This is a genomic window from Parafrankia sp. EUN1f (assembly GCF_000177675.1).
GTDB lineage: Bacteria > Actinomycetota > Actinomycetes > Frankiales > Frankiaceae > Parafrankia.
The window spans coordinates 18,389-37,739 of record NZ_ADGX01000027.1; the positions used below are offsets into that span (position 1 = coordinate 18,389).

13 protein-coding genes are annotated in these 19,351 nt (G+C 72.3%); 5 read left to right on the forward strand and 8 right to left on the reverse strand.

From position 1 onward, the window contains the following. Positions 1-8: 8 nt before the first annotated feature. Positions 9-1,190 carry a lipid-transfer protein gene (locus tag FREUN1FDRAFT_RS10740; RefSeq protein WP_006540052.1) on the reverse strand — a complete coding sequence of 394 codons (1,182 nt, stop codon included), beginning with the start codon at positions 1,188-1,190 and terminating at the stop codon, positions 9-11. After that, the gene (locus FREUN1FDRAFT_RS39660; protein ID WP_006540053.1) at positions 1,187-2,902 is read right to left on the reverse strand and encodes a MaoC family dehydratase N-terminal domain-containing protein; all 1,716 of its coding nucleotides are present in this window, start codon (positions 2,900-2,902) and stop codon (positions 1,187-1,189) included. Before FREUN1FDRAFT_RS39660 ends, FREUN1FDRAFT_RS10740 begins: the two co-directional genes overlap by 4 nt. A 186-nt stretch (positions 2,903-3,088) precedes the next feature. Between FREUN1FDRAFT_RS39660 and FREUN1FDRAFT_RS10750 the strand changes: the two genes are divergently transcribed. Next, a complete protein-coding gene (locus tag FREUN1FDRAFT_RS10750) occupies positions 3,089-4,039 on the forward strand; it encodes an SDR family NAD(P)-dependent oxidoreductase (protein WP_006540054.1) in 951 nt (316 codons plus the stop codon). Positions 4,040-4,128: 89 nt separating this feature from the next. Here the strand turns inward: FREUN1FDRAFT_RS10750 and FREUN1FDRAFT_RS43670 are convergent, their stop codons facing one another. From FREUN1FDRAFT_RS43670 to FREUN1FDRAFT_RS10770, 4 genes are all read right to left on the reverse strand, one after another. Then, the gene (locus FREUN1FDRAFT_RS43670; protein WP_006540055.1) at positions 4,129-5,322 is read right to left on the reverse strand and encodes an effector-associated domain EAD1-containing protein; all 1,194 of its coding nucleotides are present in this window, start codon (positions 5,320-5,322) and stop codon (positions 4,129-4,131) included. 664 nt (positions 5,323-5,986) lie between these two features. Next, positions 5,987-7,117 (reverse strand): MoxR family ATPase, encoded by a 1,131-nt coding sequence (locus tag FREUN1FDRAFT_RS10760; RefSeq protein WP_006540056.1) that lies wholly within the window; start codon positions 7,115-7,117, stop codon positions 5,987-5,989. 39 nt (positions 7,118-7,156) lie between these two features. Further along, a complete protein-coding gene (locus FREUN1FDRAFT_RS10765) occupies positions 7,157-8,500 on the reverse strand; it encodes a hypothetical protein (protein WP_006540057.1) in 1,344 nt (447 codons plus the stop codon). After that, positions 8,497-9,720: a DUF58 domain-containing protein gene (locus tag FREUN1FDRAFT_RS10770; RefSeq protein ID WP_006540058.1), complete on the reverse strand. Its 1,224-nt coding sequence runs from the start codon at positions 9,718-9,720 to the stop codon at positions 8,497-8,499. Before FREUN1FDRAFT_RS10770 ends, FREUN1FDRAFT_RS10765 begins: the two co-directional genes overlap by 4 nt. On the opposite strand from FREUN1FDRAFT_RS10770, the gene FREUN1FDRAFT_RS10775 reads away from it, so the two are divergent. After that, positions 9,714-10,058, forward strand: a complete 345-nt coding sequence (locus FREUN1FDRAFT_RS10775; protein ID WP_035951244.1) for a hypothetical protein — start codon at positions 9,714-9,716, stop codon at positions 10,056-10,058. The two genes, FREUN1FDRAFT_RS10770 and FREUN1FDRAFT_RS10775, sit on opposite strands and share 7 nt — an antisense overlap. Before the next feature lie 1,406 nt (positions 10,059-11,464). Here FREUN1FDRAFT_RS10775 and FREUN1FDRAFT_RS10785 read toward each other — a convergent pair. After that, entirely contained in the window at positions 11,465-12,385 is a 921-nt protein-coding gene (locus tag FREUN1FDRAFT_RS10785; RefSeq protein ID WP_006540061.1) for a toll/interleukin-1 receptor domain-containing protein, read from the reverse strand. Positions 12,386-12,677: 292 nt separating this feature from the next. On the opposite strand from FREUN1FDRAFT_RS10785, the gene FREUN1FDRAFT_RS10790 reads away from it, so the two are divergent. Together FREUN1FDRAFT_RS10790 and FREUN1FDRAFT_RS10795 are read left to right on the forward strand one after the other, a co-directional pair. Then, positions 12,678-13,532 carry a siderophore-interacting protein gene (locus FREUN1FDRAFT_RS10790; protein ID WP_006540062.1) on the forward strand — a complete coding sequence of 285 codons (855 nt, stop codon included), beginning with the start codon at positions 12,678-12,680 and terminating at the stop codon, positions 13,530-13,532. Between the two features lie 88 nt (positions 13,533-13,620). Beyond that, a complete protein-coding gene (locus tag FREUN1FDRAFT_RS10795; protein ID WP_006540063.1) occupies positions 13,621-16,776 on the forward strand; it encodes a hypothetical protein in 3,156 nt (1,051 codons plus the stop codon). Between the two features lie 22 nt (positions 16,777-16,798). Here FREUN1FDRAFT_RS10795 and FREUN1FDRAFT_RS10800 read toward each other — a convergent pair whose 3' ends face one another. Further along, on the reverse strand, positions 16,799-18,301 hold the full coding sequence (locus FREUN1FDRAFT_RS10800; RefSeq protein WP_006540064.1) for an MFS transporter: 1,503 nt from the start codon (positions 18,299-18,301) through the stop codon (positions 16,799-16,801). A gap of 215 nt (positions 18,302-18,516) precedes the next feature. On the opposite strand from FREUN1FDRAFT_RS10800, the gene FREUN1FDRAFT_RS10805 reads away from it, so the two are divergent. Beyond that, on the forward strand, positions 18,517-19,344 hold the full coding sequence (locus FREUN1FDRAFT_RS10805; RefSeq protein WP_006540065.1) for an SGNH/GDSL hydrolase family protein: 828 nt from the start codon (positions 18,517-18,519) through the stop codon (positions 19,342-19,344). The last annotated feature ends 7 nt before the right edge of the window (positions 19,345-19,351 follow it).

Here is a 19,351-nt window from a genome sequence, read left to right on the forward strand (position 1 = left end):
GGAGGTCGTCAACTGTCCCTCCCGAGGACGAGTGCGCTGGTGGGGACGCCCGTGCCGCCGGTGACCAGCACATGGTCGGCGCCTGGGACCTGGTTGACCGCGCTGCCGCGCACCTGCCGCACACCTTCCGCGACGCCGTTCATCCCGTGCAGGTAGGCCTCGCCGAGCTGCCCGCCGTGCGGGTTCACCGGCAGGCGCCCGCCGAGCTCGATCGCTCCGTCGCGGATGAAGTCCGCCGCCTCGCCCCGCCCGCAGAACCCGAACTCCTCCAGCTGGGTCAGCACGAACGGCGTGAAGTGGTCGTACAGCACCGCCGCGGCGATGTCGTCGGGGCCGAGCCCGGACGTCTCCCACAGCTGCCGGGCGCAGGTCGCGGCCTCGGGCAGGCCGACCAGGCTCTCCCGGAAGAACGAGCGCATCATCTGCTGGTCGTCGGCCATGCCCTGCGCGGCGGCCTCGATGACGGCCGGCGGCCGGCGCAGGTCACGGGCTCGTTCGAGGGTGGTGACCAGGATGGCCTGGCCGCCGTCGGTCTCCTGGCAGCAGTCGAGCAGCCGCAGCGGCTCCACGATCCACCGGCTCGCCTGGTGGTCGGCGAGGGTGATGGGACGTTCATGGAACCGGGCCAGCGGGTTCGTCGCGGCGTGCCGGCGGCACGCGACGGCGACCCGCCCGAAGTCCTCCGTGGTCACGCCGTGCTCGTGCATCATCCGGGTCGCGAACATCGCCACCCACGACGCCGGGGTCAGCAGCCCGTACGGCGACGTCCAGGCGAACGACGCCTGCTCGGTGGTCGTGCCGGTCGGCCGGTCACCGACACCGGAGCCGAACCGCCGCCCGGAGCGTTCGTTGAACGCCCGGTAGCACAGCACGTAGTCGGCGACGCCCGCCTCGACGGCCAGCGCCGCCTGCTGCACGGTCGCGCACGGCGCCCCGCCGCCGAAATGGATGCGGCTGAAGCTGGTCAGCTCGCTGATCCCCAGCCCGCGCATCAGGTCCGATTCGGGGTTGCCGTCCATGGTGAAGGTGACGAGCCCGCTGACCCGGGATGCCGGCAGCCCGGCGTCGTCGAGCGCGGCCACGCACGCCTCGAGCGCGAGCCGCAGCTCACTGCGCCCGGAGTCGCTGGAGAAGTCGGTGGCGCCGATGCCGGCGATCGCCGTCCGCCCGGCGTAGCTGTGCCCGCTCACGACCGCGCCTGCGGGGCAGTGACAGCGCGGGCAGTGGCGGCGCGGGCAGCGGCGGCGCGGGTCTCGTCGTGTTCCCTGCCGCCGGGCAGGACGACCTCGACGGTGCCGACGAGATGGTCCCCGAGGCCGCCGGCCGCGCGGACCGCGACGGTGACCCGTCCCGTCTGGGCGTCCGCCGCGGTGAGGCGGCCGGTGAAGACGAGATGGTCGCCGGGGTAGGCGGGCGCGCCGAGCCGGACCCGGATGGCGCGGACGAGCAGGTCCGGGCCGAGAGTGTCGCTGACATAGCGCTGCAGCAGGCCGACCGAGGTGTTGATGTTCAGGAAGATGTCGGCGGACCCGCGCCGCGCGGCCAGCTCCCGATCATGGTGGACGGGCTGGAAGTCCCGGGTGGCGATCGCACCCGAGACGATCAAAGTCGCGGTGACCGGAACCGACCACAACGCCAGCTCCGCTTCGGAACCTTCGGGACCTTCGGAGGCTTCGGAGGCGCCGGAGCGCTGGATGGCTGCCGCGGCCTCGGGGGCGGTCAGGGTGTCGGTGCGCCGCGGCGGGGGAGCGGGGCGGAACGCGGGCAGGGTGATCGGCCCGCGCTCGTCGGACGCGCCGTCGACCAGCGCCGGGTGGGTCTCGACCCAGGTCAGCTCCACCGGCATCCCGACCCGCAGGCCGGCCGGAGGGCAGCCGACGAGGTCGGCGACCACCCGCGTCCCCTCCGCCAGCTCGACCAGCCCGACCGGCAGCGGATAGCGGAACCCGGGCGCCGGCGGGTGATGGACGACGGCGTGCGAATACAGCCGCCCGCGGCCGGAAGCGACGATCCACCCCAGCTCGAAGCCGCCGCAGTGCCAGCACCTGGCGGTGGGCGGGGAGAACAGCGCCCCGCACCCGTCGCACCGCTGGATGCGCAGCTCTCGGGCTCGTGTTCCGTCCCAGAAGAACTGGTTGTCGCGGTTGATCGCCGGCCGGGGCCGCCGGGCGGGATCCGGATCGGGCGGCCCTGACGGCCCTGACGGTCCTCGCCGCGTCGTCACGGAGCTGCCGCCCGAAGGGTTCGCGGAGTTCGGATTCGCCGCGGCCGGTGGGCGCTGCCCGCTGCCCGGCCGGAACTTCAGGATGCGGAACTGCAGGTCGCCGACGTGCTCGCCGGCCTGGTCGGTGAACCGGTGCCGGGAGGTGACGAAATGCCCGACGCCGAGCGCCGTCCGCTTCTCGGCGGAGACGTCCGTCAGGGTCTGCACGTTGCCGAGCAGGTCGCCGGGCCGCAGGTAGCGGTGGATCTCCAGCTCGGCGTTGACGGCGACCACCGAGACGAACCCGGCCTGCTCCAGCGTGGCGATGACGCGGGCCCGCGGGTCGTCCGCCTCGCGGCGCTCGAGCAGGCCATGCCGGTCCCAGACGTCGAGCATCGCGGGGGGAGCGACGAGGCCGCCGTGCACCGTGGTGGCGGCGTACGCCGCGTCGGTGTAAGCGGGGTTCGCGTCCCCGATCGCGTCGCACCAGTGCGCGATCATCGCCTCGTTGACGGGATGGCGCGCGACGCGCCGGGGTGCCCGGGCACCCACCTCCGCGCGCAGCCGCTCGGCGAGCCCGGCCGACTCCGGTGCCTGCACTGGCGCGGGTGCCTGCTCCTCCTCGTGCTGCGATGTCGGCGTGACGGCTCCGGAGCCGTCCTCCGCGGGCGTGATGGTCGTGTCGGCAGCCGTCGGCACGCGTCCTCCCAGTGGGTGCGGCGCTCCCGTTCGCAGAGCGAATCTAGAACGAGTTCCAGTCGCACACAACCGAGACGGACGAAAACCTGATGGGTCGTCAGGGCTGTTGTGTAGATCAAATGAAACGTGTTCTACTTCCGCCTGCGTGGGTCACGGTGGGCCCCGGCGGTGGACGGGAGGCCGAACATGTCCGGTGGTGCGGCGACCGAGCGGGATGACCCAGACGGCGGAGTGGGTGGCCCGGAGGGCCCGGGGCCGCTCGCCGGCCGGGTCGCGGTGGTGACCGGAGCCGGGCAGGGCCTGGGGCGGGCCGAAGCGCTCGCCCTCGCCGCCGCCGGCGCCAGCGTGATCGTCAACGACCGGGCGGAGTCCGTCGCCGACACCGCCGAGGAGATCAACGCGAGCGGGGGAGCAGCCCTCGCGATGCGCGGCGACATCGGCGACTGGGCGGTGGGAGCCAGCCTCGTGCAGGCGGCGGTCGACGCGTTCGGCGGCTTCCACATCCTCGTCAACAACGCCGGCTTCATCCGCGACCGGATGCTGTTCAGCCTCCCCGAGGAGGACTGGGACGCCGTCGTGCGCGTACACCTGCGCGGGCACGCCGGCACCAGCCGCGCGGCGATGGCCTACTGGCGGGCGCTTTCCAAGGCCGTCGGCGGCCCGGTCGAGGCCAGTGTCGTGAACACCACCTCTGAGTCCTTCCTGCTCGCGCCGCCCGGGCAGCCGAACTACGCCGCGGCCAAGGCCGGCATCACCGCACTGACCCTGTCGACCGCGCAGGGCGCGGCCCGCTACGGCGTGCGCGCCAACGCCGTCGCCCCGCGGGCCCGCACCGCGATGACGTCGGCGACCTTCCGGCCGGCACCCGACGACGGCCCCGACCCCTTCGCCCCCGAGCATGTCGCGACGGTCGTGACCTGGCTCGCGTCACCCGCCTCGGCGCCGATCACCGGCCAGGTCCTCATCACCTACGGCACCCATATCGGGGTGCTGGCACGGCCCCGCGTCGAGGCCGTCTACAGCGCCGCCGGCGACACCTGGACGGCGGACGAGCTGTCCAAGACCCTCGGCGCCGAGGCCAGAGCCGGTGCCCACGACGGCTTCGCCGTCCCGCCCGCCGAGCTGCGCCTGGACTGACCGTGGCCGAAGCAGCTCAATCAGGGGGTGACGGCCCCGCGGTCAGCGTCACGTCGGTGATGGCAGACAGGCCGCGTTTTGATCTCGTGTCAGCGAGCGCTCACGATATCGAACCCACCGACGACCTGGGCTCCTCTCTGGGTCAGTGCGGTTTTGGTCATGCCGCGCGTGGCGTAGGAGGGGTCGGCTCGCCGGGTGGCGATGTACTGGTCAATTTCCGGGCCGACGAGCAGGACACGGAAGCGGTAGGTGAGGCCTGCGGCTCCCGGGTAGCCGAGCCGTGCCTTCTGGAAGGTGTGGCAGCCGGTCCCGGGGAGCGGGTAGTTGTCGCGGTAAAAGTCGACGTCGGCGCCTTTCGCGCCGGATTCGTCCTGGGTGTTCGGGAGACCGCGGCCGACGATGATCAGATGCTTTCCAGCCGGGATGGTCCCCGAGATATCGATGGCGAGCGTTATGTTGGCGTTGTCGGACTCGACCTGGAGCCGGTAGGAAGCCGACGCCACCGTCAGTCCCTGGACGCTGCCGGGCTCGACGACCGGCGCAGCGGTGATCGTGCTGGCGTCCATCGCGGGCGGCTCGCAGGACCCCGGCGCGCCCGAGCCGGACGGCGTGGATGTCACGGGCTCGGTTTTGGGCACCACGCCGGGCCCGGACGACGGGGGCCCGGGAACGGGTGCCTGGCTGTCCGCCAGATCAGCCGAAGCCGCCTGAGCAGGTCCGGGCGGCGTGTCGTCGGAGCCCCCACCGATCAGGCCTGCCACGCCCAGCGTTGCCCCCACGATCACGAGGACCGCAACAACGATCGACGCGGCGATCACGGGCCAGCCGAGTCTCCCGGGCCGGCTGGGAGAGGGCGGGTCATTGCCCGAGGCCGGGGCCGGACCGGTGCCTCTCGGCCTGGCTGGAAGGTCGCCACCGCCGACCGGAGATGGATACTTGCTGGTAGAGGACGGCCCTGTCGGATGGTCAGGCGATTCCGTCGGGGGCGGCGGTGGTGGCTGCCAGGAAGTCTGTCCGTCGGCACCCGACGCGGCGAATGTCGGATTTGCCGGGAACTGTCGGGAGGCTGCGGTCAGAATATTGAGCCGCCCATCCGGCATTACCCCGTTGTCAACCAGCCTGGCGACCGCGCGCCAGTACTCGGCGACCGCGTACCCCTGCATCGTCGGGATACGAGCGACCGGGAATCCCGCATCCCGCAGCAGGCTGTCGGCACGTTCGGGTGTATCGAACAGCGCCGCGAGCATCTGGAGTTCCCGCTCGGTCAGACCAGGTTCGATCATCGGCCACCTATGGCTTTCATGTAAATATTTTTCGGTTCGCGACTCTCAACGGTGGCCGCAGCTCGGAAAATCGGCCGCGACCAGTACCCTTCACGGGTCACAATGGCCGGCCGGCGCATGATCGGGCGCATGGCCGGCGGCGGAGTTCAGACAGCATGCCAGCACCTGGGCGGCGGATGAGGTCAACCAGGATTGGCCGGCACCCGGCCGTGAGCTGGCGCATCGGGCTGGAGCGGGCATGTCACGCCGCGAAGTCTTCTTCGCACGAAGCCCCCCAACTTCGTGGGCGCGACGTCGGCCCATAGGAATGGCGTCCGCGCGCGATCTCACCTAGGTGAGCCGAGATAACCAGAGGTCGCCCGCATCAGGTGGGCGGCTCTTCGGTCGAAGATTAACACGGCATCTTCCGGTACGTCCATGTCATGCCGCGTGTGTGTTCCTGGCGACGACCGCGAGTCTGCTGGGGGAATCACCCGCTCCGGCGAACCGCGTGGAAGTTCTGCGACGCACATTGATGTGCGCAGACTTTGTCTGGCCCGCTGCGGAGGACTCGCCCGGAAACATCTGGGCAGCGGAGGACCCGAACCTAGGCCCGCTGGGCCTTTCCGCGTCCACAGCCCGCCGTCGGGTCCGCCGGGATAGGCCGGTCGCGGTCGCGACAGGCTCAGCCACGCGGGACGGCGACAGCCGCGAGCACCGTCTCGACGATGTCCTCGGCGCGGTGGCCCGCGAGAACGGCGGCCGACGAGAGCGACAGCCGGTGCGAGAGAACCGGGACGGCAAGCCGCTTCACGTCGTCCGGCCACACATGGTCGCGGCCTGAGCGTCGAGCGAGGACCTGGGCCGCGTAGAGCAGGCCCACGCTGGCGCGTGGGCTTGCGCCAAGGGCGAGGCAGCCGGTCAACGCCGGCGGCGGCGCGACCGCGTCACGGCCCGGGGTGCCGTCTCGTCGGCCTCGTTGTCCCTGGCCGGCGCCCACCGAGGACCGGGCAAGCTGCGCGGCGGGCCGGGCCACCAGCGCGCGGGTCATCCGGGTGACCTGCAACAGGTAGGCATAGACCGCGTCGGACACCCTGGTCCGGCGGGCCAGCTCGATGAGCCCGAGCACCTGCGCCGCAGTCGTCACGGCCGGCACCGGCCGGGGATCCTGTTTCTTCCCGCCCCGCGTACCGCGGCCCAGGCCCTCGCTCACAGGCACGTCGGTCGCGCTGGACGATCCGCCGTCGACCTTGGCGGCCAGCACCCGCTTCTCGGCGTCGAAGTCGGGGTAGCCCATCCGGATCCGCATCAGGAACCGGTCCAGCTGTGCCTCGGGAAGAGGATAGGTGCCGTCCATGTCGACCGGGTTCTGGGTCGCGACGACGAGGAACACGTCCGGCAGTGGACGGGTCATCCCACCGACGGTGACCCGTCGTTCCTCCATTGCCTCCAGCAGGGCCGACTGGGCCCGCGGGGTGGCGCGGTTGATTTCATCCGCCAGCACGACGTTCGCGAACACCGGTCCCGGCCGGAACTCCTGCCCACCCGTTCCCGGCAGGTAGACGTCCGTCCCGGTGATGTCGCTGGGCAACAGGTCGGGCGTGCACTGTATTCGCTTCATCTCGGCGTCGACGCTGGCAGCCAGGCACCGGGCCAGCAACGTCTTGCCGACGCCGGGCAGGTCCTCGATGAGCAGGTGCCCGCCGGCCAGCATGCAGGTGACGGCGAGTTCCACCTGATCTGGCTTGCCCTGCACCACCTGGTCAATGTTGTCGACAATCCGGTCGAACGCCGTGACGAAGTCACCCGCGCGCATTCCATCCCCCGTGCTTCGTGTGTTTGTCGCTGTCTGTCGTCAACGGGCGGCCGGTGGCCGGCGCCGTGAACCGACCGCCGACCCGGTCTCGCCCGGCGGGCCGGGCGGCCGCGTACGGGCCGCCCGGGGCGTGTGGGCGAGGAGCGCGGTCACGCAGGCGTCGCGGTGCCGCCAGGCCGTGCTGGCCCGCGTGTCATCAACGGCGACGGCCGGGTCGTAGAGTGCTGGCGCGGCCAGCCCAGCCAGCGCGCGCAGCGGACCGCCAAGGCTCGGCCCCGCCCGGGCGACCGCGCCGTCGACAAGCTCACCGATGGTCAGCTCGGCACCGACGGGCAGGCCGGCCCGGCCCAGCGCCTCGACAGTGTCGCGCCAGGCGGCCAGCAGCCGAGCCGCAGGACCTCCGCGAGTACGCCGCCTCCAGCGCCGCGCACGGCGTGTCACCCGAACAACCACCGCCATTGCTACGAACGCCAGCAGCAGGGCCAGCAACAGTGCCAGCAGGAACAGGGCTGGCCTTACTGCTCGTTCGCGCACGTTCCGGGAAGAAATCGCGTTCATCGTGGCCGGTGCGGGTGGCTTGTCGCTGGGGCTCTGCTGGCGAGTGGGCGACTCCGGGCCGCTCGGTTCGCCGTCCGGGGACTGGCCGCTGGGCGCGATGGCCCACCCGCCGAGAGCGGGGTCGACTGCGCGTCCGCCGAGGGGGCCGACAGCGAGGCCCGCCGTCACAGCCGCGCCGCCGAGAACGGTGACCAGCGCCATGGCAGCCAGCGCCCGCCGCCAGCTCGTGGGCCGCGAATCGTCAGCCGGCCGCAGCCGTACGCCTGGATTCCCCCGGTCACGGTGCCCGAGCAGGAAAACCGACGTCAGCACGACGACGCCGGCCGCGGCGCCTACCTGCCATGCCGTGTGCCGGAACCCCAGTACGTTTGCTCCCACGGCCACCGCAAGCGCGGGCAGCAGCGGAGTAAGAGCGCCGGTGGCTCGGCGAGCCAGCGCCGTCCCGGTCGCGGACGCGAGCCAGACCAGGGCCGACGGTACGACAGCGAGGCTGGCCCGACCGCCACCGGAGATCCTTGCCTGGGAGAGCAGGTCCGCTGGGCCCCGCGCCAACGCAACCGCGAGGTCGCGCAGGTCCGGCCCGTCTGGTACCCCGTAGAGGACGCCCAGGCTGGCCGTGAACCAGCCGAGCACGGACGTCGGCACGGCCAGCCAGCCGGCGGGACCCGATGGCCACGGCGCCGCGGCGAGCAGCGCCGCGAGGACCGCGCAGACGAAGATCAGGCCGACCGGCCGTGGTTCGCCGCCCACGGCGGGCAGAAAGCCGGCGGCGGCTGTGAGCGACGCAGTGGCGACCACGGCGATGGCCCCGGCGTCGCGGCTCACCACATCCGTCCCGACGTCAGCTCGGCGACGCGGCGCCACATGTCCGGGAAGTCGGCCGCCCGGTCCAGGCTGATCGTCGCCACCGGGTCGCTGCCGCCATCGCCCGGCTCCAGGCGCGCGTCCGGCCGGGCTGCGCCCGTCCGGATCAGGATGACCGGGCCGGTCCGGTGGCCGCCTGCCACCATCGGGGCCTCGTAGGCACGTACGCCGGTGACGACGACGAGCAACGCGCTGGTCTTCTGGGCGTCGCCGCGGCGCAGGGCCCCGAGCACGTCCGCCAGACCGGTCGGGTCGCTCGAGCCGGCGGCGTCTCCTGGGCGCGGCTCCTGCACGCACAGCACGGCAAGCTGGTCGAGCAGATCCTCCTCCCGCCCGGTCGAGCCGCCGATGGGCCAGGCCAATCCGCCCGTCGTACGCAGCCGGACCGGCAGGCGCTGGCTTGCGTACGCGTGCGCGACCGACGCGGCGACCTCCACGGCGTCCTCGAACGCGGCGTCCCCCGCCGTGCCCTCGGAATAGGAGAGATGCCGCGTATCGAGGAGCACCAAGGCCGCGGCCATCGTGGGGTCGACAGAAGTACGGACCTGCAGCGTGCCGGTACGTGCCGACGACGGCCAGTGCACCCGCCGGGTGTCGTCGCCCGGCACGTATTCGCGCAGCGTCTCGAACTCCGCCAGTCCTGGCCGGGGAAGCGAGCGCGCGCTCCCGTCGGACCGCTGGTGATGTGACCAGGCCAGTGGCTCGATCTCGTACCGACGCGGCCGAACGACGAGTGTCGTCCGTTCACCGACCATGCGAGTTCTGGCCAGCAGCCCCAACGGGTCCCGGCGAACAGACACCGTGGGTCCCAGCCGCCACTCCCCGCGTCGCGTCGCTACTATCTGGGTACTCGCCGTCACCATCCGGCCAGGTCGGAGCCGCTGGACAGTCAGGACGATCGGCGCGAGGCCGTTCGGTACATCCAGCCGGCCAGCCGGGCGGACACGCCGGCGCCGGTTCTCCGCCGTGGCCGTGACCGTCACCAGGTCGTCGCGGGTGACGGAGGCGTGGCTATGGAGCGTGACAGCCAGCCCGTCGCTCCCGGCGACGGCGAGCACGGCCATGACGAGTGCCATCCCGAAGCCCGCCGCCAATCCGACCAGGCCCGGGTAACGCAGCGCGGAGCCTGCCGCCCCGAGCACGACGGACAGCGCCGCTACCCAGATCCCGGCCGATGTCATGCCCCGCCACCCCCGCCGATCTGGGGGCCGCCGGTGTGCGTGGCGTCGGCGGCGTGGGGGCCCGCGAGCCGGTCGACGGCGGCGACATCGGCGTTGTCGGCGTTGTCGGTGTGGCCGCAGGGCGCGACGGGGCCGGGCTGCTGGAGTCCGGCGTGTCAGCCGGCAGGTCCCGCGCGATCGTGAACGACGTGAGGACGACCGAGGGAGCGATCCGCGCCCAGTCGGAGTCCGAGAGCGAAGGCCGAGGGCAGGGCGGCGGCTGCCAGAGATTCGGAAGCTGGACGGCTGCCGGCGACTCGACGAGCAGGATGTCGAACGTCTCCGCTGCCCCGTTGTAGAGGTTCGTTCCGCAGCCGTTACTCATGACCGCTTCGAACCCGCCCGCGGTCAGACGGTAGTACTGCAGGTAGTGCTTCCCGTCGCGCGGAGCACGGCTGACAATGGCGATGGCTGTGCCGGACGGCAGATCACCCTGAATCTCTCCGCGCAGGGTGTGTTCGCCGTTGACGTCCACAAGGTGCCAGCCGCCGGGCACGTTCTGCGGCTTCCCGTCCAGCCTCAGCCCGGTGACACTCGGCGGCGAGGGCTGCTTCCTGCCGTTTTCCGGCGTACCGGAAGGTCCTGTGCCCGTGCTGCGTGGCCCGGATGGTTGGCCGCCGCTGGGTGGGCTGTCTCCGGGGCCAGTACCTTCGCTCAGTCCGTCGGGCGCGGTTTCACCAGGACGGTCGGTGGCCCCGGGCGCCGAGGGCCGAGAAGTCGTTTCGCCGGGACTGCCCCCGGCCGCGGGTTCCTGCCCGCCCGCGCTCGTGCCGCTCGACCCAGAGCCTTCCGGCTGCGGGTCACCAGGCCCTGCCCCAGATGGCGCGGCGCGCTCTGGACGGTCCGGCCCTTCGGCGCCTGTGCCATCGTCAGGGCGCACCGCCGAGGTGATGGAACTGGGCCGCGGCTGGCCGCCGTGGGCTGGCCCCGACGCTACGCTGGCCGAAGCCGGCTGGTGGGACGTTGACGCGGACGGCGGAGCGCCAGTGAGCGACTCGCTGTCCGACGGCCTGTCCGTCGGAGTCGAACCCGCGGTGGAAGCGACGGTCAACGGAGTCAAGCCCTCGGCGGCCACCCGCGTCCGGGACGATCCGACGATCCCCGCCACCACGACCAGCAGGACGACGAGCGGCACCAGTCCGGCCAGGAACATCGTGCGCACCGGGTCCGACCGCATGTCACACCAGTGCCTCGCCGCGAGTCGGCCGGTAGTGGTCCAGGTCCCGATGAGGCCATTTCAGGCATGCGTCGACTGCCTGTGTCATGTGATCCCCCGTGTTCGACCATGACGTCGTCGCTCGTGGCCAGCATCTGTAGCCGCGACGTAGCCGATTCTAGGACTGCGGATCAGCATTGGAGCATGAATCGCGCCCTGTTGTGTATCGGACGCGTAGTCCTCGTTCGTCGCGGTGACGACGTCAGCCGTGCGGATGCAGCGACAGCGACATCCTGTACACGCTTGTGCTGGGCCGGCGTCTGGGCTGGGGCATCGAACAGCTGCCGATGACCTCACCGATCTGTTCGGACGGTCCATCAATCTGGTCTCCGCCCGCGGGCTCCACCCCTCTGCTCCGCTTGAAGTTGGCCCGATGCTGTTCACCTCTGGGCTCTTTGGGATAAGGAATCCGGGGAGGAGCGCAGGTCACACGTCGCGGATAGTTCGCGGCACCCGGGAGGGGGCCGCAAACCCCTCGCGGTGTGCCGGTCAGGGCGTGGAACCGGGGCCGTCGGGTGGGAAGTCCGGCTCGGCGGCCGGCTTCTTCCGGCCCGCGACAACACTCGTGACGGTGTCGAGGAGACGTTCCTTCGCCTGATCCCGCACAAGACCGAACAGGTCGACGGAGACCACGCCCTCCAGCAGGTCCGGTCGCGGACAGTTCTCAATCCGCACGGGGATCACCTTGCGCTTGAAGCCGTCGGGGTCGCGCCGCAGTGCCGCCTGCCATTCGGCCGCCCCCCATACCGATGTCAGGTAGGCCTCGGAGAGCACGGCGATGGTCCGCTGGGAATGCTCGATTCCCCTGGTCATCATGTTCATCCAGTTCGACCCCGCCACGAAGTCCCAGGCCTGGAGGTAGACGGAGTATTCCGCCTCCTCCAGCTGCCAGGCGATCCATTCCGCCCACCGCTGGTCAGTCCCGGTGTAGGAGATGAAGAAGTCCCAGGGGCCGTTGGCGCCCGTCGACGGCCCGCTGGCCGTGGTGGTCTGCTCGGTCCCGGCTGTGCCCGCTGGTGAGCCGGCTGTGCCGGCCGCGGAACCAGCTGTGTTCGTCGGCTCTGCGTCACCGCCGTCATCCGCCGCGGGGCGGGCATTCCCGGGCGAAGATGCGGGCGTGGCCGCGGCGGCGATCGAGACGCCTGCCGCGGCCGCCGCCGCGGTGATGACGGGATTGCCCGGCCGTTCGAGGTGGGCCTCACGCAGTAGCTTCGGCCAGCCCCCCAGAACCGCGCCGCCCTTGTAAAGGCGGTACACGTCCGACCAGAACAGCTCGGCGTTCCCGGTCTGCCAGCCGGGCTGCCGCCCTCGTCGCAGGTCCGCGCGCTCCACCAGGGTCTTCGCCTCCGACGGGTCCGAGAACTCCTCCGCCAGTGCGACGATCACCTCGCGGTCAGTTGGTGCCGCCACTTCGCCCCCGTTCCATCACCGTGTTCCGCCCGCTGTTCCGGACCCGGACCGTGGGTGGACGCACGCTGTCGTTCTGATCACCGGAATCGACTCTAGCGACCCGGGTGGTGGGCACGCTGGGTGGCGGGTTCCGGTCGGTGGGTGGCGGCGCGGATACGTCGGGCCCGATCTCCGGGGTGAGGCCGCTGACCTGCGCTGTTACGTCGTGGTGTGCGCTTCGTTCGTATTCCGCCGCGCCCCAGCTTTGGCTAAGTTAGCCTTACCTAAGCCGAAGATGAGGGGTGTTGACGCGATGCCCAGCCTGCGCGAGGCGATCCGTTCCCGCAGTGCCGACCGTGCCGGTCGCCTGCTCGACTGTTCGGTCGAGGTCGAGTCCGTCGCCGAGGTCTCGCCGTCCTTCCGCCGGGTGACCGTCGTCGGAGCCGGCCTGGCCGCCTACACCGACCCGACGCCCGCCGATGCCTTCCGCCTGTTCCCGCCGGGGGCGGGCGACGACGACGGCGACGACGGTCCGGGCCTGTCGAGGGCGTTCACCGTGCGCTCGTTCGACCCGGACACCCGCCGGCTCACCTTCGACGTCCACTCGCATGGCACCGGCCTGGTGGCCCGCTGGCTCGACGACCTGGCGGGCGGCGACGTCGCCGGCATCATCGGGATGCGCATCGAGTTCGTGGTCGGATCGCAGGTCGGGGGTGCGCTGCCGGACCTGACGATCCTCGCCGCCGACGTCTGCGGCCTGCCGGCGGTCGCCGCGATCGTCGCCGCCCTGCCGCCGGAGCAGCGAGCCGCCGTCGTGATCAGCGGGGCCGCCCCGGCCGACCGGGAACTCCTGCCCGAGCGGCCCGGCGACGACGTGCGCTGGGTGCCGGCCGGCAGCCTGACCGGCGGGGTGCGGGCACTGCCCCGTCCGCGCGGCGGCACGCTGGCCTGGGTCGCCGGTGAGGCGGGGGCGGTGCGGGCGATCCGCCGGGTGCTGCTCACCGATCTCGGGGTGGCCCGTGACGACCTGCGCGCCGCGGCCTACTGGAAGGCGGGAGTCACCTCGGACGACGTCGACGCCCAGGCCGCCCAGCGCTACGACGACGCCGTGGCGGCGGGCCGGGACGTCTCCGATCCCGATGTGCTGGAAGACCTCGCCCTGGGCTAGTGCGCCCCTGGCCGCGCTCAGGGTGGCGAGGCGCCTGCCGCTACAGTGCCCATTCATGCACCTGGCGTGACCACGGGTGGGGTGGGGAGTGGCGGGTTCACCGGATCGGCGCGATGTACCGGACGTCGTTCGCGACGTCGTGGCGTTGGCTGGCCGCGGCCGCGGCGGCGGCAGATGGTGGTGGTGGGGAGCGCGCCCGGTCGTCTCCGCACCGGTCGTGTCCGACGAGCTCGCGGCGGCGGTCGCGGCCGCGGTGCCCGGAGCCTGGGTGGTGCGGGTGCCACGGGCCGATGACCGGCGCGTCCAGGACGCGATCGACGAGGCGCTGCGCGGGGCGGGCTCGGCGGCTCCGGACACGCGGCGGTACGACGATCTCACCGCCGCGCTGCGGCGACCGACCGGAGCCGGCGGTGGATCGGGCGGAGCCGGCGGCGGATCGGGCGGTGGAGCCGGCGAGGCAGAGGATCTCCTCGACCGGCGGCGGATCGCCGCGCGGCGGGAGCGGTGGAAGCACGCGGTGGAGCCGGTCGTCCTGCTGTGGCTCGGTCTCGCGAGCCTGGGCGCCTCCCTGATGAGTGCCGCCGACGTCAGGGAGTTCGGCCAGGGGGACCTCGCGTACAACCTCGGCGCCGTCTGCCTGTGCACAGGCATGGTGCTCATCGCCGCGCGGCTGCTCGCGGGACTGTGGCGACTGGCCCGCGGCGGCATCCGGGCAGTGCCGACGGAACAGGAACTGGCACAGGCGCTCCTGCGTGACCTTCGGTACGACGCGCGCCGGTTCTTCCCCACCGGCTGGTTCCGGGCACGTGACGTGCCGGGGCGCCTGCCGGTCCTGCTCGTGGCCACGCCCGCGGACGGCAGGCGGCCGGTTCTGCTCGACGAGTACCTCCGCTGGCATTCCGCACGGCTGCCCCGGTGGATGTGGTGGATCGTCGCTGCCGCTCGCCGGCCGTCGGCGATCGTCGTGACCGACCATCCGATGCCGGCCACCGTGGACCAGCAGATCCGTGCCGCGTGGCGGCGACGCGCGCAGGGCCGTTCCTGGCTGCGGGCGCGTCGCAGGGCCCTGCGAGGCCTGCCCGCGGCCGTCGTGACCTGGTGGAACAGTCTGCCGGGCCCGGCATGGCGGCGGCTGGGAGCCGCGGCGTGGGCGTTGGCTCGCCTGCGCTTCGCCAGGCGCTGCCGTGCCCGGCTGGCCGGCGGGTTCCTCGCGTTCCTCGCCCTTGCCTGGCCGCGGCGGGCCCGACCGCGGCTGCGTCGGCTGACCGCGTATGCCCTCGTGTCCGTCCTGACGGCGACGGCACTGTACCTCCAGCGCAGTCCCAGCCAGCCCTACTGCCTGCGGCCCATGGCCGGCTCGGACCAGGACCTGTCGACCGACAGCTCCGGGGACGAGTGGATCGGCTACCGGACCTGCCTCGGCTGGAGCCAGCTCGCCGGGAACGTCGTCGGTGGGGCGGTGTCCGCCGTCGCCGCCCGGCTCGCCGTGCGCCAACCGGGCCCCGACGACACTCCCGACCTCTTCGACGAGGACCTGATCTACCGGGAGAACAAGAGAGTGCGACAGCTGGCCGACGCCCAGCGCCCACTCGTCACGGTCGCGCTGATCACGTCTCTCACCTCCGCCGCCTCCACCAGGGCGATCCGGTCGGTGGTGGCCGAGCACGAGGGCCTGGCCGGCGCCTACGCCGCACAGCGGCGGATAAACAGCGCGCGCAGCACCCGCCTGCCGTACGTGCGTCTCGCCATCGTCAACACCGGCGACCTCACGGTCCGCCGCGGCACCGAGACCGCCATCGGCAGACATCTGGAAACCCTGACGAAGAAGCTGCAGCAGCTCGCCGCGGACCCGACGCTGGCCGCCGCCGTCGTCACCGTGAACAGCATGGCGCAGGTGCAGGACGCCCTGGACGCGTCGCTCGGCGCCGCCGGTGTCCCGATGATCAGCCCGACGATGAGCGCGGACGGATTCGGGGAGCCTCTCGCCCGCGCCGTCGGGCGCGACGACGACCTCGCCGCGGCCGTGCCCGGCACCTCCCCGGCTGGTACCTCCCTGCCCGGCACCTCCCTGACCGGTGCCGCGCTCCTGAGCGCGGCTGCCGGCGCGGCGGCGCCCCGCCCGCAGCCCCTGTTCTTCCAGATCAACTCCACCAATGATGACCAGGTCCAGCTGATCTACGAGTACGCCCGCAACCGGAACGAGCCGCTGGCCTTCTTCTTTCCGGTCACCGACGCATCGCAGACCGAGCCGGCCGCCGACGATCTCTATCTGACCTCGTTGTACTGCGATGTGTGGCGGCGGCGCCCGCCGTCACACGTCCAGGAGCTCTCCGGGGGGTCCGCGAGCCTGGGGAAGGCGCGGTCGACCTGCCCGCCCGCGCCCGTGGCGGTGGCAGCCTCGAGCCCGGCCGCACCGCCGGTGCCGGTCTCCCTCGTACCGTGGTCGTCGGACCGGCCGCTCTCCGAGACCGCCCGCATCGCCTGCCCGCCGGAGACACCCGAAGTCCAACCCCGTACGGCTTCGGCTTCGGGTCCGGGCACGGGTACGGAGGAGACGTCCGGTGCTGGGCGCCCTGTGGTCTTCTTCGGGGGGCGGTACACGGATTTCGCCGAGTTCGCCCAGGCACTTCGTCTCGCCTGCGGATCCAGGATGCCGCAGGTGGCGGTCTCCGACTCCGCGGGGCGTTTCCTGGCGGACCGGGAACTGGCCCGCCATGTGCCGCACGGTGTGCAGGTGCTCATCGCCTACCGGGGCCGCACGCTGACCTGCGCGGGAATGGCCGCCGCCGGTGACGCCGGCGCCGGCGTCACCGGCGCCGGCGGACAGCAGCTGGACTTCTACGACGACATCCGCGCATACCTGGGCCGTTGCGCGGGGCCGGGAGCCCACCCGGAGGACCGCTGGCTCGCCGGAGGATGGGCAGCGTTCAGCTACGACTCACTCCTGCTGATCAACGACGCGTTGATACGAGCGGGTGTTCCACCCACCGCGTCGGACGCCCGCGGACGGATCCTGGACTGCCTGCGAGGCCCGGCGGCCGGAGCCTGCACCAGCACCGACTACCCCGGCGTCTACGGAACCATCCAGCTCGACGGCAACGGTGTCGGCCGGCCTCCCGCCGTCCTGCTGCGGGTCGAGGACCTCACCACCGCCTTCGACTCGCCCAGCCAGGTGAGCGTCGTGGGCACCTGTGCTCCCACGACGGCACCGTGCGACGCCCGTTTTCCGGCGGGCGTCCGGTAGCGGCAGCCGGGTGCGCGCGGCGTCACGGCCGCGTGTCGGCCAGGCTCTGGACCGGCGTCGGTGCCGGCACCGACGCCGGCGATGCTGGCGGCGGTGTGGGCACGGTTGTGGTTTCCGGGCGGTTCGGGCGCAGCAGGAGGCCGGCACCCGCCGCGGCGAAGGACAGCGCGGCCATCAGCCAGTAGGTGTGCTCGTAGGGGGTGAGGGGATCGCTCCCGGCGCGGCTCTCGAGGAGCATCGCCAGTGCCGCGATGCCGAGGGCGCCGCCGATCTGGCGGGCCGCGATGTTCAGGCCGACGGCGGCGGCGAAGCGGGTCGGGTCGACGGACAGCGCCGCCGCACTCGACGAGCCTACGGAGATGGCGCCGATCCCGAGGCCCAGGCCGAACCCGCCGGGGAGCCAAGCGGTGAGGAAGCTCGGCTCGGCCGGGAGCCACAGCGCGAGCGCGCCGGCCGTCGCCGCCAGCGTGAGCGCGCCGGCGACGACGAGCACCCGCGGTGACGCCTGCCGCTTCGACCGGCTGATCGTGATCCCGACGAGCGCGGAGAACACCGCTCCCGGCGTCATCGCGAGCCCGGCGCGCAGCGCAGAGTAGTCCCAGACGCTCACCAGGAACAGCACGCCCAGCAGCAGCGACGCGAAGAGGAACGCGCCGAACAGGGCGGAGACCGCGTTCGCGGCCGCGTAGGTGCGGTTGCGCCACAGGCCGACCTCGATCGCCGGGCTGGGATGGCCCGCGGAACGGCCGATGGCGGCCAGTGTCGCGGCGCCGCCGCCGATCAGGCAGGCGAGTGTCACCGGGTCCGCCCAGCCCCACCGCTCGGCTTCCGTCAGCCCGAGGACGAGGGCCGCGATCCCACCGGTGAGCAGTGCTGTCGCAGTGGCGTCCGGGAAACGTCCGCGCTGGGCGGCGGCCGTCCGGGTCTGCGCTGGGGTTGGCATGGCGGTCGGCAGTTGCCGGGCGCGGGTGAGAAGCCAGATTCCGAGCGGCACGTTCACGCAGAACAGCACCCGCCAGCCGACGGCGTCGACGAGAACTCCGCCGACCACCGGCCCGAGGACCGCCGCGAGGCTGGCCGAGGCGCTCCACAGCGCGATGGCCGCCGCCCGGCGCTCGGGTGCGGTGTCGGCGAGCACGATCGCGAACGACGCGGGGATCAGCAGCGCCGCGCCGACTCCCTGGGCCGCGCGGCCGACCAGCAGTGCCGCGAACACCGGGGCGACGGCGACGAGCAGCGACGCGGCTGTGAACACGGCTGCGCCGATGAGGAACAGCCGCCGGCGGCCCAGCACGTCGGCCAGCCGCCCGGCGGGTGCGAGCAGCGCCGCGAGCGGGATCGCATAGATCGTGACCACCCAGGACACGGACGTCACGCCGACCTCGAAGTCGTGCGCCAGGTCCGGCACCGCCAGATTGGTGATCATCGCGTCGAGGAAGGCGAGGAACGAGCCGCCGCAGGCGAGCAGGAGCGGCGTCCGTGCGGATGGGGGAGCGGATGGGGGAACAGGGGCTCGGGAGCTCATGGCGGCAATTTAGCGACCGATCGTTCGCACTTCAATAGCGAACGATCGATCGCTATGCTGATGGCCGCGGCGGGCTCCCGCTTCGCCGTCGCCGTGCTCGGCACGTGCTCGACACGGTGCGGCGACCCCACGGCGACCCCACGACGTCCCTGTGGTGCGCCGCGGGAATATCCGGCCGAAGACCTTCTCGACGCAGACGGGAACGTGAGGCAGCAATGAGCGACGACCTCAGCGCGGCGGGTGCGCAGGTGGCTGGTGACCACGTGTCTGGTGACCAGACGCCTGGTCACCACGTGCTGCCGACCGCCGAACGGCAGGACAGGTACATCGCCACCCCGGAGCAGACGGACATCCTGCTCAGGGCCGCGACCTGGAACCGGTATGCCGCCCTCGGCGACTCGATGGCCGAGGGCATCCTCGAGCCGCTGGCCGGCTACGACCCGACCTGCTGGGCGGACCGGATCGCCGCCGCGCTCCGGCGCGTCCGGCCCGAGCTGGCCTACCTCAACACCGGCCACCGCGGCCAGCTGTCCACCGAGGTCCGCGAGACCCAGCTGGGCAAGGTGCTGGACTTCGGGCCCGACCTGGTCACCGTCGTCTGCGGCGGCAACGACATCCTGGCGCCGGCCTTCGAACCCGACGTCTACCGCGAGAACCTCGACGCGATGGTCGGCGCGCTTGCCGAGGCCGGCGCGACGATCTTCCTCTACAGCCTCATGGACATCACCGCCGGGCTGCCGGAGCTGGCCGGAATCCGGCCCCGGCTGGAGCAGCTCAACGACGCGACGCACCAGATCGCCCGCGGGTACGGGACGATCTGGGTCGAGCTGTGGGCACATCCCGCCGCCGGTGACCGCGACGCCTACAGCTCCGACAAGATGCACATGTCCGCTCGCGGGCACGGGCTCATCGCCACCCGGACGATCGAGGAGCTCGGCCACCACCTCGAGACCGGGCGCACCCGCCTGGGCGAGACCGCCGAGACCACCGGGGCCGCCGAGACCACCGGGGCCGTCGCGCTCGTCTCCCAGGACGCCGGATGAGATGAAC

Coding starts and splice junctions, on each gene's coding strand:
- FREUN1FDRAFT_RS10750 (WP_006540054.1), top strand. CDS start 3,089: ATGTCCGGTGGTGCGGCGACCGAGCGGGATGACCCAGACGGCGGAGTG.
- FREUN1FDRAFT_RS43670 (WP_006540055.1), bottom strand. CDS start 5,322: ATGATCGAACCTGGTCTGACCGAGCGGGAACTCCAGATGCTCGCGGCG.
- FREUN1FDRAFT_RS10760 (WP_006540056.1), bottom strand. CDS start 7,117: ATGCGCGCGGGTGACTTCGTCACGGCGTTCGACCGGATTGTCGACAAC.
- FREUN1FDRAFT_RS10775 (WP_035951244.1), top strand. CDS start 9,714: ATGTCATGCCCCGCCACCCCCGCCGATCTGGGGGCCGCCGGTGTGCGT.
- FREUN1FDRAFT_RS10770 (WP_006540058.1), bottom strand. CDS start 9,720: ATGACATCGGCCGGGATCTGGGTAGCGGCGCTGTCCGTCGTGCTCGGG.
- FREUN1FDRAFT_RS10790 (WP_006540062.1), top strand. CDS start 12,678: ATGCCCAGCCTGCGCGAGGCGATCCGTTCCCGCAGTGCCGACCGTGCC.
- FREUN1FDRAFT_RS10800 (WP_006540064.1), bottom strand. CDS start 18,301: ATGAGCTCCCGAGCCCCTGTTCCCCCATCCGCTCCCCCATCCGCACGG.
- FREUN1FDRAFT_RS10805 (WP_006540065.1), top strand. CDS start 18,517: ATGAGCGACGACCTCAGCGCGGCGGGTGCGCAGGTGGCTGGTGACCAC.